This window comes from Ralstonia flatus (assembly GCF_958439105.1).
Lineage (GTDB): Bacteria > Pseudomonadota > Gammaproteobacteria > Burkholderiales > Burkholderiaceae > Ralstonia > Ralstonia flatus.
The window spans coordinates 21,671-36,481 of the sequence record NZ_CAUDLI010000007.1 but is presented as its reverse complement, the minus strand read 5'-3'; the positions used below and the strand labels follow the sequence as shown (position 1 = coordinate 36,481).

11 protein-coding genes are annotated in these 14,811 nt (G+C 64.3%); 6 read left to right on the top strand and 5 right to left on the bottom strand.

Annotated features, from left to right (window positions below; translation table 11 throughout):
- Positions 1–83 precede the first annotated feature (83 nt).
- On the top strand, positions 84–2,483 hold the full coding sequence (locus R2676_RS16605; protein ID WP_009241672.1) for a heavy metal translocating P-type ATPase: 2,400 nt from the start codon (positions 84–86) through the stop codon (positions 2,481–2,483).
- Complete coding sequence (gene lspA, locus R2676_RS16600) at positions 2,480–3,553, top strand: signal peptidase II (protein ID WP_009241671.1); 1,074 nt, start codon at positions 2,480–2,482, stop codon at positions 3,551–3,553. The genes R2676_RS16605 and lspA overlap by 4 nt, the downstream gene beginning before the upstream one ends.
- A gap of 55 nt (positions 3,554–3,608) precedes the next feature.
- Here lspA and R2676_RS16595 read toward each other — a convergent pair whose 3' ends face one another.
- From R2676_RS16595 to R2676_RS16575, 5 genes are all read right to left on the bottom strand, one after another.
- The gene (locus R2676_RS16595) at positions 3,609–3,947 is read right to left on the bottom strand and encodes a copper-binding protein (protein WP_009241670.1); all 339 of its coding nucleotides are present in this window, start codon (positions 3,945–3,947) and stop codon (positions 3,609–3,611) included.
- On the bottom strand, positions 3,944–7,114 hold the full coding sequence (locus R2676_RS16590; RefSeq protein ID WP_009241669.1) for an efflux RND transporter permease subunit: 3,171 nt from the start codon (positions 7,112–7,114) through the stop codon (positions 3,944–3,946). The genes R2676_RS16595 and R2676_RS16590 overlap by 4 nt, the downstream gene beginning before the upstream one ends.
- Positions 7,111–8,643, bottom strand: coding sequence for an efflux RND transporter periplasmic adaptor subunit (locus tag R2676_RS16585; protein ID WP_009241668.1), 1,533 nt, complete (start codon positions 8,641–8,643; stop codon positions 7,111–7,113). The genes R2676_RS16590 and R2676_RS16585 overlap by 4 nt, the downstream gene beginning before the upstream one ends.
- The gene (locus R2676_RS16580) at positions 8,640–9,941 is read right to left on the bottom strand and encodes a TolC family protein (RefSeq protein WP_009241667.1); all 1,302 of its coding nucleotides are present in this window, start codon (positions 9,939–9,941) and stop codon (positions 8,640–8,642) included. The genes R2676_RS16585 and R2676_RS16580 overlap by 4 nt, the downstream gene beginning before the upstream one ends.
- 70 nt (positions 9,942–10,011) lie before the next feature.
- Positions 10,012–10,425: a hypothetical protein gene (locus R2676_RS16575; protein ID WP_009277706.1), complete on the bottom strand. Its 414-nt coding sequence runs from the start codon at positions 10,423–10,425 to the stop codon at positions 10,012–10,014.
- A 236-nt stretch (positions 10,426–10,661) separates the two neighbouring features.
- Here R2676_RS16575 and cueR point away from each other — a divergent pair, with 236 nt between their 5' ends.
- The 4 genes from cueR (at position 10,662) to R2676_RS16555 (ending at position 14,789) form a co-directional block, all read left to right on the top strand.
- Positions 10,662–11,090: a Cu(I)-responsive transcriptional regulator gene (gene cueR, locus R2676_RS16570; protein WP_009241665.1), complete on the top strand. Its 429-nt coding sequence runs from the start codon at positions 10,662–10,664 to the stop codon at positions 11,088–11,090.
- 12 nt (positions 11,091–11,102) lie between these two features.
- A complete protein-coding gene (locus tag R2676_RS16565) occupies positions 11,103–13,496 on the top strand; it encodes a heavy metal translocating P-type ATPase (protein ID WP_024973227.1) in 2,394 nt (797 codons plus the stop codon).
- A 623-nt stretch (positions 13,497–14,119) separates the two neighbouring features.
- The gene (locus R2676_RS16560; protein ID WP_009241663.1) at positions 14,120–14,350 is read left to right on the top strand and encodes a hypothetical protein; all 231 of its coding nucleotides are present in this window, start codon (positions 14,120–14,122) and stop codon (positions 14,348–14,350) included.
- Between the two features lie 151 nt (positions 14,351–14,501).
- A complete protein-coding gene (locus tag R2676_RS16555; RefSeq protein WP_232295864.1) occupies positions 14,502–14,789 on the top strand; it encodes a hypothetical protein in 288 nt (95 codons plus the stop codon).
- Positions 14,790–14,811: the final 22 nt, after the last annotated feature.

Genomic DNA, 14,811 nt, shown 5'->3' with positions numbered 1-14,811 from the left:
TGTTGGGCAGGAGTCTCTTGACTCTATAGTAACTATAGAGTGTGTACTTAAGCCCAATCCAATTCAAGCGACAAGGAGTTGCCGTGAGCGAATGCGGCCCGAAGGGATGCGATTGCGCTGCTGTCAACGTGGCGCCTCCGGCCCCCGATGCAACTGGCGTCGATTTGAAGCGCTCGCGCTACCGGATCGACAACATGGATTGCCCAACCGAGGAAGCGCTCATTCGCAACAAGCTGGCGACGTTGCCTGGGGTGGTGAAGCTTGAGTTCAATCTGGTACAGCGTTCGCTGACCGTCAATCACCGGCTGCCGTCCCCGGCCTCAATCGAACAGGCGTTGTCGGCCATTGGCATGCAAGCCGTGCGCGCGGAAGAGACGCGTTCCGCGCAAAGCACGGTCCTGACCATCCGGCAGATGGACTGTCCCACTGAGGAAGCACTGATTCGGGGCAAGCTGGCGGGCGTGCCGGGTGTGGCCGGTCTTGATTTCAACCTCGTTCAGCGCACGCTGGCGGTCCGTCACGCTGCGCACACGTTGCCCCAAGTATTGGCCGCCATCCAATCGCTTGGCTTCGATGCCGAGGTCCGCGACACCTCCGCTGCCGCACCCGCTTCTGTGCCGGATGCCGCGCCCACCAAATGGTGGCCGCTTGCCATTTCCGGGGCGAACGCCGTACTGGCGGAGGTCGTCTATTGGCTCAACGGTGGCAATCACTGGGTGGTGGTGGTCCTGGCATTAGCCGCGATCCTGACCGGCGGGCTCACCACCTACAAGAAAGGCTGGATCGCGCTCAAGAACCGCAACCTGAACATGAGTGCCCTCATGTCGATTGCGGTGACGGGCGCGATGGTGATCGGCCACTGGCCGGAAGCAGCGATGGTGATGGTCTTGTTCGCGCTGGCCGAAGTCGTCGAAGCCCGGTCGCTGGATCGTGCGCGTGACGCGATCCGTGGTTTGATGGATCTCGCGCCCGAGACCGCCATGGTTCAGCGCAGCGATGGGAGCTGGGGCGACGTCGATGCCAAGACCGTTGCCGTCGGCAGCCGGGTGCGGGTCAAGCCGGGCGAGCGCATCGCGCTCGATGGCGAGGTGCTGCAGGGGCGCTCCTCCGTGAACCAGGCACCGATTACGGGCGAGAGCCTGCCGGTCGAGAAGGCGGAAGGCGACCCGGTGTTCGCCGGCACCATCAACGAGTCCGGATCGTTCGAGTACCGCGTCACCGCGGCGGCAAGCGACTCTACGCTGGCACGCATCATCCACGCAGTGGAGGCTGCTCAAGGCAGTCGCGCACCCACGCAGCGTTTCGTTGATCAGTTCGCCCGGCTGTACACCCCCATCGTCTTCGCCGTCGCGCTGGCGGTGGCCATCTTGCCGCCGCTCCTGTTCGGTGCCGCCTGGCTGGATTGGATCTACAAGGCCCTCGTACTGCTGGTGATCGCGTGTCCCTGCGCCCTCGTGATTTCGACGCCGGTGAGCATCGTGAGCGGCCTGGCCGCCGCCGCGCGACGCGGCATCCTGATCAAGGGCGGGGTCTATCTCGAAGAGGGGCGCAAGCTGAAATGGTTGGCGCTCGACAAGACCGGCACCATCACACACGGCAAGCCGGCGCTCACCGATGTCATGGCCTGGAACGGCACAGACCCCTCGGCCGCCGAGAGGCTTGCCGCCAGCCTGGCGATTCGCTCCGACCACCCCGTCTCTCAGGCGGTGGCCCGCGCAGCGCAGGACAAAGGTCTCACCCCAGGCGAGGTCGCCGATTTCGCGGCCATGCCTGGGCGCGGCGTCCGGGGCCATATCGACGGTGCGCTCTATCACTTGGGCAATCATCGCCTGGTTGAGGAACTCGGGGTGTGCTCGCCGGCATTGGAAACCAACCTTGCCACCCTCGAAACCCAGGGCAAAACCGTCGTGATGCTGATCGGCCCGGACGGCGTACGCGCGCTGTTCGGCGTGGCCGACACCATCAAGGACAGCAGTCGCCAGGCGATCAAGGACCTGCACGCGCTGGGCATCAAAACCGTGATGCTCAGTGGTGACAACCCGCACACCGCGGAGGCGATCGCGCAGCAAGTGGGTATCGACAAAGCTCGGGGCAACCTGCTACCGGAAGACAAGCAGCGCGAAATCGAGCAGCTATCGGCACAGGGAACCATCGGCATGGTCGGCGATGGCATCAACGACGCGCCGGCGCTGGCACGGGCCGATATCGGTTTCGCGATGGGGGCCGCCGGGACGGACACGGCGATCGAAACGGCCGACGTCGCGCTGATGGACGACGATCTGCGCAAGCTCCCGGCCTTTGTACGGCTATCCCGGTCCACGGCGGGAGTTCTGAAGCAGAACATTGCGCTGGCGCTCGGCATCAAGGTGGTGTTCCTGGTGCTGACCTTTACCGGCCAGGCCACCATGTGGATGGCGGTGTTTGCCGACATGGGGGCCAGCCTGCTGGTGGTCGGCAACGGGCTGAGGTTGCTGCGCAAATGAATTGGAAGTTCCTGTTGTACGACTGGGGCGGCTGGAATGTCGCGCTGTTCCAGGCCATCAATTCCGGGACGCCGGGCGCGCTGGACCCGTGGGCGTGGCTTTTTAGTCTGGTTGGGAGCTATTGGACCGCGCCGCTCATGCTGCTGGGCCTGTGGTGGTGGTCCACGTCTGCATCGAATCCGACTCGCGCATGCGCTGTGCGGCACCGTCTGGTCACGTTCGGCGTGGCCTTTGCGCTCGCCTTGCTGGCCGCTTCCGCGTTGAAGTGGGGGCTGGATTTCCCGCGGCCGCCCGCAGTGCTTGGCACTCTCGTGCACGTCATCGGCGTAGCGGAACTGCGCTACAGCCTGCCCAGCGGACACGCGACCTACGCGGCACTGGTTGTGGGCGCACTCTGGCCCTTGATGGGACGTCGAGGCCATCTCGCCTTGGTGTGCTACGCCGCTCTCGTCGGGTGGTCACGCATTGCGGCGGGGATGCATTTTCCGGCGGATGTACTTGCGGGCTGGACCCTCGGGGCTGGCTGCGTCGTTGTCGCTGGCCACCTGGTGCCGTTGCTTGCTGCAACATGGAGGAACCGTGGCACACCGAACGCGGTCTGGTATGGCGTTGCGGCGTGTTGCTTCATGGCCGATCAAGCTGCCAAGTTCGCCATCACGCGGATGTTTGCCTATGGTGAGCGGGTTGAGATCACGTCAACGTTCAACCTCGTGTACGTGCGCAATCCTGGCGCGGCCTTCAGTTTCCTCGCCAATGAGGCCGGCTGGCAGCGCTACCTTTTTATTGGCTTGGGCCTGGCTGTCTCAGCGTGGTTGGCCCACACGTTGCGCAAGCGGTTGTCTCGTATGGAAGCTTTGGCGTACAGCTTGATCCTTGGCGGTGCAGCGGGAAATCTCACAGACCGCGTCTGGCGTGGTCAGGTCGTGGACTTTCTGGACCTGCATTGGATGCAACTCCACTGGCCGGCATTCAACCTTGCTGATATGGCTATCTCCGCGGGCGCGGCATCGCTGATGCTGGCAGTGTTGACGCAACGGCATGGCATTACGGCGAAAACCCTGTCCGGCTGATTGCAGCCATACCTTGCGGCGGCACACGACCGATGGGCCGTGCGCCGCCGACGGCTTACTTGCTCCGCAGGTCCACCACGGTCGGCTGGCCATCGACCATGTCAAAGACCGCCAACACTGATTGGCCTTCCTTGAAGTTTTTCAGCGACGCCTTGTCCTTCACGGCAAACGTCATCGTCATCGCGCCCATGCCGAGGTTGTCGATGGCGCCGTGCTTGAGCGTGACCTTGCCGGTGTCGAGGTGGATCTTGCGGATCTCCGCAGCCACGGGCTTGGGTGACTGCTTGGCATGGCCGGCCGGCTTCATGTCCATGCCATCCATGGATTCGGCCGCAAATGCCGCTGGCGCTGCAGTGAGTGCAAGCAGGATCGCAAAGGTCTTGATGTGCTTCATGGTGATTCCTCTTGATGTGAGGGGTGGGTGGGAAGTGGTGATGATTTCGTCTGCCGCCGACGGATCAGCAGATACACGGCTGGGACGACGAACAGGGACAGTAAGGGCGCAGTGACCATGCCGCCGACCATCGGGGCGGCAATGCGCTGCATGATCTCGGACCCGGTGCCGTGCGCCCACATGATCGGGATCAGGCCGGCCAGGATGACGGCGACCGTCATGGCCTTCGGGCGGACCCGTAGCACGGCGCCTTCCTGGATGGCTTCCAGCAGCGCTGGTATCGTGTTCTGGCCCGCCTCCTGCCGCTCCGTCCACGCCTGCTTGAGGTAGAGCAGCATGATCACGCCGAACTCGGCCGCCACGCCGGCCAGTGCGATGAAGCCGACGACCCCGGCCACCGACAAGTTGTAGCCCAGCAGATAGAGCAGCCAGAAACCGCCGATCAGCGCGAGCGGCAGCGTGCCCATGATGAGCAGCGCCTCGTCGATCCGGCCGAACACCAGGTACAGCAGCACGAAGATGATCAGCAAAGTGAACGGCACGACGACCTTCAGTTTGGCGCTGGCGCGCTCCAGGTACTCGAACTGGCCCGACCAGCTCAGCGCATAGCCCGCCGGCATCGGCACCGCTTTGGCGACCGCCGCTTGCATGTCTTTCACTGCGGAACGCAAATCGCGCCCACGGATGTCCACGTACACCCAGCCCGACAGCCGGGCGTTCTCGCTGCGCAACATCGGCGGGCCTTGCACCACCTGGATACGGGCCACGTCGGCCAGCGTGATCTGCTGGCCGCGGTCGGTGACGATCGGCAGGCTCCGCAACTGCTCGACCGAGTCGCGGTAGTCCCGTGGGTAACGGACGTTGATGGGGAACCGGGCCAGACCATCCACGACTTCACCCACGTTGTCTCCCCCCACGGCTGATGACACGATGCTTTGCACGTCCTCGATATTGAGGCCGTATCGCCCCGCGGCCATCCGATCGATATCGACGTCAATGTAGCGCCCGCCGGACAGGCGTTCGGCCAGCGCGGACGTGACTCCGGGTACGGTCTTGACGGCCTCCTCGATCCGAGTGGTCAGCCGGTCGATTTCCTTCAAGTCCGTGCCCGCCACCTTGATGCCGACCGGACTCTTGATGCCGGTGGCGAGCATGTCGATGCGGTTGCGGATCGGCGGCACCCAGATGTTGGACAGGCCCGGTACCTTGACCACGCGGTCAAGTTCCTCCACCAGCTTGTCGGTGGTCATGCCGGGCCGCCACTGCTCGCGCGGCTTGAACTGGATGGTGGTCTCGAACATCTCGATGGGGGCCGGATCGGTGGCGGTGTCGGCGCGGCCTGCCTTGCCGAACACACTGGCGACCTCAGGGACGGTCTTGATGAGGCGGTCGGTTTGCTGCAATAGCTGGGCCGCCTTGCCGGCGGAGAGCCCCGGCAGCGCCGATGGCATGTACAGCAGGTCGCCTTCATCCAGCGGCGGCATGAATTCGCCTCCGATCCGCATCACCGGCCAGGCGGTTGCGATCAGCAGGACGGCGGCGATCCCGACGGTGGCTTTGGGGTAGGCGAGCACCTTGGCCAGCATCGGCTGGTAGAGGCGGATCAGCCAGCGGCTGAGCGGGTTGGACTGCTCCGTGGGAATCCGTCCCCGGATCATGTAACCCATCAGGACCGGCACGAGCGTGACCGACAGACCAGCCGCTGCTGCCATCGAGTAGGTCTTGGTAAATGCCAGCGGCGAGAACAGCCGGCCTTCCTGCGCCTCCAGCGTGAACACCGGAATGAATGACAGCGTGATGATCAGCAGTGAGAAGAACAGCGCCGGCCCGACCTCGGCTGCCGATTCGCCGATCACACTCCAGCGCTCGTGGCCTTCGAGCTCGCGGTTCGGATTTTCCTCATGCCAGCGTTCCAGGTGCTTGTGCGCGTTCTCGATCATGACCACGGCGGCGTCGACCATGGCACCGACGGCGATGGCGATGCCGCCTAACGACATGATGTTGGCATTGACGCCCTGGTAGCGCATCACCAGGAAGGCCGCCAGCACGCCCAGCGGCAGCGAGACGATGGCCACTAGCGCCGAGCGCAGATGGAACAGGAACACCAGACACACCAATGCGACGACGATGAATTCCTCGATCAGCTTGTGCGTCAGGTTCTCCACCGCGCGGTTGATCAGCGCGGAACGGTCGTAGGTCGGCACGATCTCGACACCGGCTGGCAGGCTCTTCTGCAGCGTGGCGAGCTTAGCCTTGACCGCTTCGATGGTTTCCAGTGCGTTCTTGCCGGAGCGCATCACGATGACGCCGCCAGCGACCTCACCCTGGCCGTTGAGATCGGCAATGCCACGCCGCATCTCCGGCCCGAGCTGGAGGGTGGCGACATCGCCCAGGCGAACGGCGATGCCTGCGTCGTTCGTCGTCAGTGGAATCTGCCGGAAGTCGTCGAGCGTCTTCAGGTAGCCGCTGGCGCGGACCATGTATTCCGCCTCGCCCAACTCCAGCACCGAGCCGCCAGTCTCCTGGTTGGCTCCCTTGAGCGCCGCCAGCACCTTGGCTTGGGACAGGTTGTAGGCGCGTAATCGATCCGGCATCAGGACGACCTGGAACTGCTTCACCATCCCGCCGAGCGACGCCACCTCGGCCACATTGGGCAGCGACTTGAGTTCGAAGCGCAGGAACCAGTCCTGCAGCGCGCGCAGCTGGCTGAGATCGTGCTGGCCGGTCTTGTCCACCAGCGCGTACTCGTAAATCCAGCCCACGCCGGTCGCGTCCGGGCCCAGCGCGGGCTTGGCGGCGGCCGGCAGGCGGGATTGCACCTGGTTCAGGTATTCCAGCACCCGTGAGCGTGCCCAATACAGGTCGGTCCCATCCTCGAACAGCACGTAGACAAACGAGTCACCAAAGAACGAGTAGCCGCGCACCGTCTTGGCACCCGGCACCGACAGCATGGTGGTGGTCAGTGGATAGGTGACCTGGTTCTCCACGATCTGCGGCGCCTGGCCGGGGAACGGTGTGCGGATGATGACTTGCACGTCCGACAGGTCGGGCAAGGCATCGAGCGGCGTGCTACGCACGGCCCACAATCCCCACGCAGTCAGCATCAGCGTCGCCAGCAGGATCAGGAAGCGGTTGCGGATCGACGCCAGAATCAGCCGGGCGATCATGGCTTGCCTCCCTGATCCGCGCCGGCGGGCGCGACCGAGGAGAGGACTGCCATGCCGTCCTTATCCAGGTGGAAGCGGAATCGCACCCGGTCACCCGCCTTCAGTCCCTTCGGTAGCCCGGCGGACGGCGCCGCGAAATCCATCGTCATGGCACCCCACTGAATCGAGGGGATCGGACCATGCGAGATTGTCAGGCCTTCACCCGTGACGGCCTCGATGCGACCGACGCCTTCGTGTTCGGTGGTGGCCGCCGCGGGCTCAGATGCCGCGGCCGGCGCCGCCATGCGCTCGGTGGTGCCGCGCAGACTGGCCTCCGAATCGATCAGGAACTGGCCGGAGGTGACTACCTTCTGGCCAGCCTTGAGGCCCGCCAGGACTTCGACCATGCCGCCGGCCTCGCGCCCGGTCTTGATCTCGGTGGCCACAAAGCCCGACTGACCTCCGTCCACCATGACAATGCTGCGCTGACCGGTACGGATGACGGCCTCCAACGGGATGGTCAGCACGTCCTGGTGCTCGCCGCTGTCGAAGCGGACCGTGGCAAACATGCCCGGCAACAGGTGCCGGCCCTTGTTGGGCAGGACGATGCGCACCTTGATGGTCCGCGTCGCCGGGTTGACGTCGGGCAACACGGTGTCGACCTTGCCGACCAGCGGCTCGACTGCCCCGGTCGGTGTCACCTTGACCGCGAGGCCAGGCGAGATGATGCGAGCTTGGCCTTCCGGTACCTCGGCAATGACCCAGACCTGGCTCAGGTCGGCCAAGCGGAATAGCGTCATGCCGGGGGAGACGGTCATCCCGTCTCGCACCGCAACCTCAGTCACGATGCCATCGATGGGGCTTGCGATGCCCACGCTGGGCTGCAGCCGGCCGGATGCCTCGACCGCGCTGACCTGACCCGGCGTCATGCCGGCCTGCAGCATGCGCGCCTTGGCCGCACCGGCGAGATCGGCCTGACCGTGTGCCGACTGGCGCAACACGGCCAGATACTCTTCCTGGGCCGCCACCCAGTCCGGCGAATACAGCGTCACCAGTGCCTGCCCCCGCCGCACGGGGTCAAGCGTCGCCCTGACCGCGACGTGCTGGACGAAGGCATTCGTGCGCGCCTGGATCACCTGCACGCTGCGCTCGTCGATGGCGATATTGCCGGGCGCCTCCAGCACCGCGCTCAACCGGCCGGCTTTGACTTCGGTCGTGCGGATGCCGAGGTTTTGCGCAACACGGCTATCGACCGCGATGCCGCTACCTCCGTCCCCCTCGGCATAGACGGGCACCAACTGCATGTCCATGAAGGGGGATTTGCCCGGCTTGTCGAAACGCTGCCCGGGCACCATGGGGTCGTGCCAGTACAGTACCTTCTTGCCGGTCTGGGGATCGACGTCGCCGGCCTTGAGGCCGGATGCCGAGCTGGCCGGCATCGACGATGGTGCCAACCGGGCACCCTGCGTGACGCCGACCCGGTAGGCGCCATAGATGGCGGTCCCGATAAGAACGAGCCCCACAGCCGTTGCAATGACCAGTTTTTTCATTTGCGTTCCTTGATGGCGGACTCGGTCTGCGCGGTGGGCAGCGGAACCAGGAAGGTCAGATCGGCCCACAGCTTGGCCGTCTTGGCTTCCAGCGCGAGCCGTTCCAATTCCGTATCGATGGCGCGGTGATTGGCCTCGGCCACGGCCAGCAGCGATCCGGTATTGGCGCGGTAGGCTGTCAGGGCCGCCTCCGCCTGCGTGCTGGCGAGCGGCAAGGTCTTCTCGTCATAGCGCTTGAGCCGTTCGAGATTGCGCTGCAGCTCGGCCAGCTTGGCGCCGACCATGGCCTGGGTGTCGCGCCGGAGGATTTCGGACTTGGCACGTGCCGCCTGGGCCTGGGCCAGCCTGGCCGCGACTTCGCGGTCCTGCCGGTTGCCCTGGTCCCAAGGCAGCGGAAAGCTGACGTTCACGGAGCCCATGTTCGAGAACGCGGAGCCGCGCTGGCTGACCATCAGCTCGACCGTGATATCTGGCTTCTTTGCTTGCGCAGCGGCCCGGATCTCGCTCTCTGCCAGACCCACCTCGCGTTGCGCGGCGGCGACCTCAGGCACGGTATCCAACTCACCGCGCGCCAACCGCTCGACCGGCAGGGGAACGTCCAGGCGCGGCGGCTCGGAGAGCGGGCGGGTGGCGGCCGGACCGATCCAGCGCTCTAGCGCGACGGCGCTGGCCGCCACGGCGGCGCGGTTTTCGTCCAGGCGGTCCTGCAGCTTCTGGATTTCCAGTTCCATCGCCAGCACGTCGGCGCGCGTGCCCCGTCCGCTGCGATACGCGGCGGTCGCCGCCTGCAACGCAAGTTCAAGTGGGTGTCCATGGTGGCCCAGCAAGGTCCCCGTCTGCTCGGCATACCAGCGGTCCAGCCATGCGCTGACGGCGTTGCGCTGCACGTTGGCCATGCTGACCGCGCGCTGCGCTTCGGCAGCGTCGGCTTCCGCTTCGAAGCGTGCCACCTTGGCGCGGCGTTTGTCCGGGCGTGTGAATTCCTGCATCACGCTGATGGAGCGCATGGTCATGAAATCCCGGCTGACCGAAAACTGGTCGGGGCCATTGACCGGCACGTTGTTGATGCCGAGCTTGAGCACGGGGTCCGGCAATTGGCCGGCGGCGACCGCCATTTGGGTCGCGGCGTCGATGGTCCCGCGCGAGGATTCGGCGTCGCCGGCATGCGCGGTGGCGAGCGCGACGGTTTCCTCAACGGAAAGCGTAGGGACAGATTGCGAGGTCGCGGCATGCGACATCGCGATGCCGAAGGCAGGCGCGCAAAGCAACGCCAGCGTCAGGCGACGTGGAAAAAGCATAAAGCCTCCAAGAACGACGACAGCTACCCCAATCTAGAGAGGGCAGCACCGGGTGACGTCGGTCTGGAGGCTACGTTTGGAAACTGCAGTAAAGAACGGCCAGCGGTGGTGGCGGCGCGCGCGCTGCCACTTGTGTGCGCAGCACCGTGCGGATATTGGCAAACGCCACGGGGGCCGGTTCGATGACGCCGGTGAGCACCGGCAAGAACACCGGCAGTTGCGGTGCGACATGATCAGCGCTCTTGGAGTCAGCCTGGCAGTGGGCCAAGCACAGCGCGCCGTTGTCCTTGTCCTGGCTGCTGCCCTGATCGGTCCCATTGGCCATGTCGGCGCACGATTCGGTCAGGGCGGCCTTCATGTTGTTGCTGCCCACTTGGTATCGGCTGCCGGCACAGGCGTACGCCGCCGCTGCCAGTTGGACTGACAGGAAGACCAGCAGGAGAAAGCCAGCGAAGAAAGAATGCCGGCGCAGCGTGTGACGCAAGGGTTAATTGCCGTGGAAACTTTGTCGGAAGCATACCTTTTTTCATGCGCAATGTAACTTCGCCGGATACCCGCGCCGCGATCGGACAAAAGAACGAGCGCGCCGTCCTTGACCTTCCCACGTGGGCAGGGTCTACCGTGAAGCCGTGAAGATTTGGGTACGCGTCGCTCCCGTGGCACATGCCACGGACACGTGATGCCGAAGCTTCGATGCACGCAGGAATCGAGGAGCACACCATGAATATCGGACAGGCCGCGAGCGTATCCGGGGTCTCGGCCAAAATGATCCGCTACTACGAAAGCATTGGCCTGGTGGCGTCGGCTGCCCGGAGCGCGGGCAACTACCGGACGTATGGAGACAACGACATCCACGCCCTGCGCTTCATTGGGCGGGCGCGGGCATTGGGCTTCTCCATGGAGCAGATTCGAGAATTGCTCGGGCTGTGGGAAAACAAGCGGCGCGCGAGTGCAACGGTGAAGGCGATTGCGTTGCAGCGCATTCAAGAGCTGGACGCTCGGATTGCCGCGCTTACCGGCGTGCGCGACACCCTGATGTATCTCGCCCAGCACTGTGACGGCGACGATCGCCCCGCCTGCCCGATTTTGGACGCGATCAGCAGCGCCGTCCCAGAGAGGCAGCCTGTGGCACATGCCACGCGGCATTGAGGCACCGCGAGAATGAACGACAAACGACCACATCCGCATACGTCATCCCCTGCGCCCGGGCACGTCGGCGGAGATTTGTGCGCACAAGGCGGGGACCACCAGCACGCCATGGCGAAGCAACTGACGCTTGTGACCGCCACCGAGGACCGAGATCCAGTGTGCGGCATGGCAGTGAAGCTCGGTACGCCATACCAGTCAAACTACGCGGGGGCGCGGTACGTCTTCTGTAGCGCGGCATGCCAGAGGAAGTTTGAGGCGGAGCCAGCCAAGTATGTCTCCGCCGGTGACGAAGCCAGTGCAGCACCTGGCGCCGTCTACACCTGCCCTATGCATCCCGAGGTCCGTCAGGACCATCCCGGGAGCTGCCCGAAATGCGGCATGGCGCTTGAGCCTGAGATGCCGAGCCTCGACGCCGACGAGAATCCTGAACTCGCAGCGTTCCGCCGGCGCTTCTGGTGGACCTTGCCGTTGACGATTGCCACCGCATTGCTTGCGATGCTGGGTGAACATGCCTGGGCAATGGGGCCGACGGTGCAAAGCTGGGTGGAGTTCGCATTATCTGCGCCCGTGGTCCTGTGGGCAGGCTTCCCCGTCTATGCCCGGTGCCTGCAATCGTTCCGAAACCGCAGCCCAAATATGTGGACGCTGATCGGTCTGGGCACCGGCGCCGCGTTCGTGTACAGCGTTGCGGCCACCGTGGCGCCCGACCTGTTCCCCCGCAGCTTTGTTGTGCATGGCCGCATTGCGGTCTACTTCGAGGCCGCCGCCGTGATCATTTCGCTGACGCTGCTCGGCCAGATCTTCGAGCTGAGGGCGCGCTCACAGACCTCGGCGGCCATCAAGTCGCTGCTTGGTCTGGCACCCAAGACAGCACGCCGCATCAACCCGGACGGCAGCGAGGAGGACATCCCGCTCACGCACGTGCATGTCGGTGACTTGCTGAGAATTCGGCCGGGCGAGAAAGTGCCGACCGATGGCGTTGTGATTGAAGGTGTGAGTGCCATCGACGAATCGATGATCACCGGTGAGCCACTGCCTGTCTTCAAGCGGGCGGGCGACCACGTGATCGGCGCCACCCTCAATACGTCGGGCAGCCTGGTCATGCGCTCGGAAAAGGTTGGCGCTCAGACGGTACTGTCCCAGATCGTGCAGATGGTAGCCCAGGCCCAGCGCTCGAAGGCGCCAATGCAGCGGATGGCGGACCAGGTGGCCGGGGTGTTCGTGCTGGTGGTGGTAGCCATCGCCGTGCTTGCCTTCTTCGGCTGGGGATTGTTCGGTCCCGAGCCGAGCTGGGTCTTTGGGCTGGTCAACGCGGTGGCCGTGCTGATCATCGCCTGTCCATGCGCGCTGGGGCTGGCTACACCGATGTCGATCATGGTGGCGAGCGGCAAGGCGGCGACCCAGGGCATTCTGTTCCGCGACGCGGCGGCCATCGAACATTTCCGCAAGGTCGACACCCTGATCGTCGACAAGACCGGCACGCTGACCGAAGGCCGTCCGGTCTTCGAGCGGGCGTTGGCCGTCGATTCGCTCGATGAGACCACGGTGCTGCGTCTGGCGGCGAGTCTCGATCAAGGCAGCGAGCACCCGCTGGCGGCCACCATCGTTGCGGCGGCGCGTGAACGGGGCCTGACCTTGGCGAAGGTCGAACATTTCGCATCGGACGCGGGCATGGGCGTGCGAGGCCGGGTTGACGGTCACCAACTGATACTCGGCAATGCCTCCCTGATGCGTCGGGAGCAAGTCGATATTGAATCGCAAGCGTTGCGGGCAAACGTGCTGGGGCAGTACGGCGCCAGTGTCATGTACCTGGCCGTTGACCGGAAATTGGCGGGGCTGCTGACGGTCTCGGACCCGGTCAAGGCCAGCACCCCCGAAGCGCTTGCGGCGCTCAAAGCAGCCGGGATTCGCGTGGTGATGGCAAGCGGCGACAGCATCGCGACAGCGCGAGCCGTGGCCGGCCCCCTTGGCATTAACGAGTTTCATGGTGAGGTCAAACCGGCCGACAAGCTGGCGCTGGTCGCAAAACTCCAGAGCGAGGGCCACGTGGTGGCAATGGCTGGCGACGGCATCAATGACGCACCGGCACTGGCCAAAGCCGATGTCGGCATTGCCATGGGGACAGGAACCGATGTGGCAATGCATAGCGCCCAGGTCACGCTGGTCAAGGGTGACCTGCGCGGCCTTGCGCGCGCACGGGAACTGTCGCAGGCCACCATTGCCAATATGAAACAGAACCTGGGATTTGCGTTCGTCTACAACGCGCTGGGCATACCGCTGGCAGCCGGAGTGCTGTACCCGTTCACCGGGTGGCTGCTGTCACCGATGATCGCGGCCTTGGCCATGAGCCTGAGTTCGGTGTCAGTGATTTCCAATGCGCTTCGGTTGAGAACGCAGGTGTTTTAGGCGCTGCCTCTTGGATGACCATCATGCCCGTGCGCAATCGCCCCTCACCGTTTTTGCCCGCCTTGCGGTCAAGGTTTGGCAGAACTAGAGTGAACACAATTGTTGGCAGTGATTCATGATGCATCGCCAAAGTCCTCTCGCTCGGCTGCTTACGCTCTCATTGATCGCGATGGTGCTTTTCTCGCGCCTTGCGATTGCGGGATACGTTTGCCCGCCCGAGGCGGGGACCATGGCGAACTCCTCGACGATGGTTGTTTCCGTCGTGAACTGCCAGCACATGGATGAGGCGCAGCCCGCGCTCTGCGCGGACCATCGGCACGATGGGCGCCATTGGGCGGATGCCAACGGCCACGCTCCTGATCTTGGCATGCTGCCCGCCGCAATTGGGCTCGTGCACGTTCTTCCTCCGACGCCTTACGCCGGACCGGCTTACCCGAAGGCCTCTCGGCCCGTTGCAGTACCTGGGCCCATCTACCTCGCAACAGCGCGCTTGCGAATCTGATCGCTCCCCACACGCGGCAATCCGTCGCCGCGAGCCTTGATTTCAATCGCTCCCCCGGCGGGATGTCCCTGGACTCTGCCTTGACTGAGCCGGAAAGAAACCTTATGTGGGGAAGACCATCATGCATTCCATTCTCAGAATCATCGTTCTCGTTTCGCTTGGTGTTGCCGCTGGCGCGGCCTTCGCAGGTCCCAATTGGGATGCCATCAACAGTGCGCGCGCGGCGGCGAAACGCTCTGCCGCAGCTCCGGGCGCCGCATCAGCCAAGGATGCGATGCAGAAGCAGTGCGCTGAAATGATGAAGTCGTCGGCGGACAGCGCCAGCCCGAAGGGCCCATCCGAGGCGAAATGATCGCATGCGCTTCGGCCTGGTCGTCGAGGCGCGTATATCGACGCAATCGCTTACCGGGAGTAAGCCGCTTGATCTTGCGGCATCCGGAACCGGTGGCGAACAGCACGGAACTTAATCGAAGATGGAGATCGTCATGAGAACGAGATCAGTCATGGCCACAGCGCTTGCGCTTGCCCTGCTTGGGGCCGGTGGATGGAGCGCTGCAGCCGGCCCCAGTCGCGCTACCGAAGGCGCCAAAGCAAGTCCGCAAGACCCCATGCATTCCATGATGATGGGCCACATGATGGACGGCGGGATGATGGGCGGTTGTCCGATGATGGGGCAGTTGCCGCCCGGAAACGAAAAGCTCTCGATGCAGATGCACGGAGAAATGATGCAGGCGATGGGGGAAATCCTGCGCAAGTACGCGGACAAGATCCAGACGCCCTCATCGAAATGACGGTGGCCGGCCGTATCGCGAA

Bases quoted from the DNA above. Each gene is read 5' to 3' on its own strand.
- R2676_RS16585 (WP_009241668.1), bottom strand. From the start codon at position 8,643: ATGAAAAAACTGGTCATTGCAACGGCTGTGGGGCTCGTTCTTATCGGG.
- cueR (WP_009241665.1), top strand. From the start codon at position 10,662: ATGAATATCGGACAGGCCGCGAGCGTATCCGGGGTCTCGGCCAAAATG.
- R2676_RS16560 (WP_009241663.1), top strand. From the start codon at position 14,120: ATGCATTCCATTCTCAGAATCATCGTTCTCGTTTCGCTTGGTGTTGCC.
- lspA (WP_009241671.1), top strand. From the start codon at position 2,480: ATGAATTGGAAGTTCCTGTTGTACGACTGGGGCGGCTGGAATGTCGCG.
- R2676_RS16590 (WP_009241669.1), bottom strand. From the start codon at position 7,114: ATGATCGCCCGGCTGATTCTGGCGTCGATCCGCAACCGCTTCCTGATC.
- R2676_RS16555 (WP_232295864.1), top strand. From the start codon at position 14,502: ATGGCCACAGCGCTTGCGCTTGCCCTGCTTGGGGCCGGTGGATGGAGC.
- R2676_RS16580 (WP_009241667.1), bottom strand. From the start codon at position 9,941: ATGCTTTTTCCACGTCGCCTGACGCTGGCGTTGCTTTGCGCGCCTGCC.
- R2676_RS16595 (WP_009241670.1), bottom strand. From the start codon at position 3,947: ATGAAGCACATCAAGACCTTTGCGATCCTGCTTGCACTCACTGCAGCG.
- R2676_RS16565 (WP_024973227.1), top strand. From the start codon at position 11,103: ATGAACGACAAACGACCACATCCGCATACGTCATCCCCTGCGCCCGGG.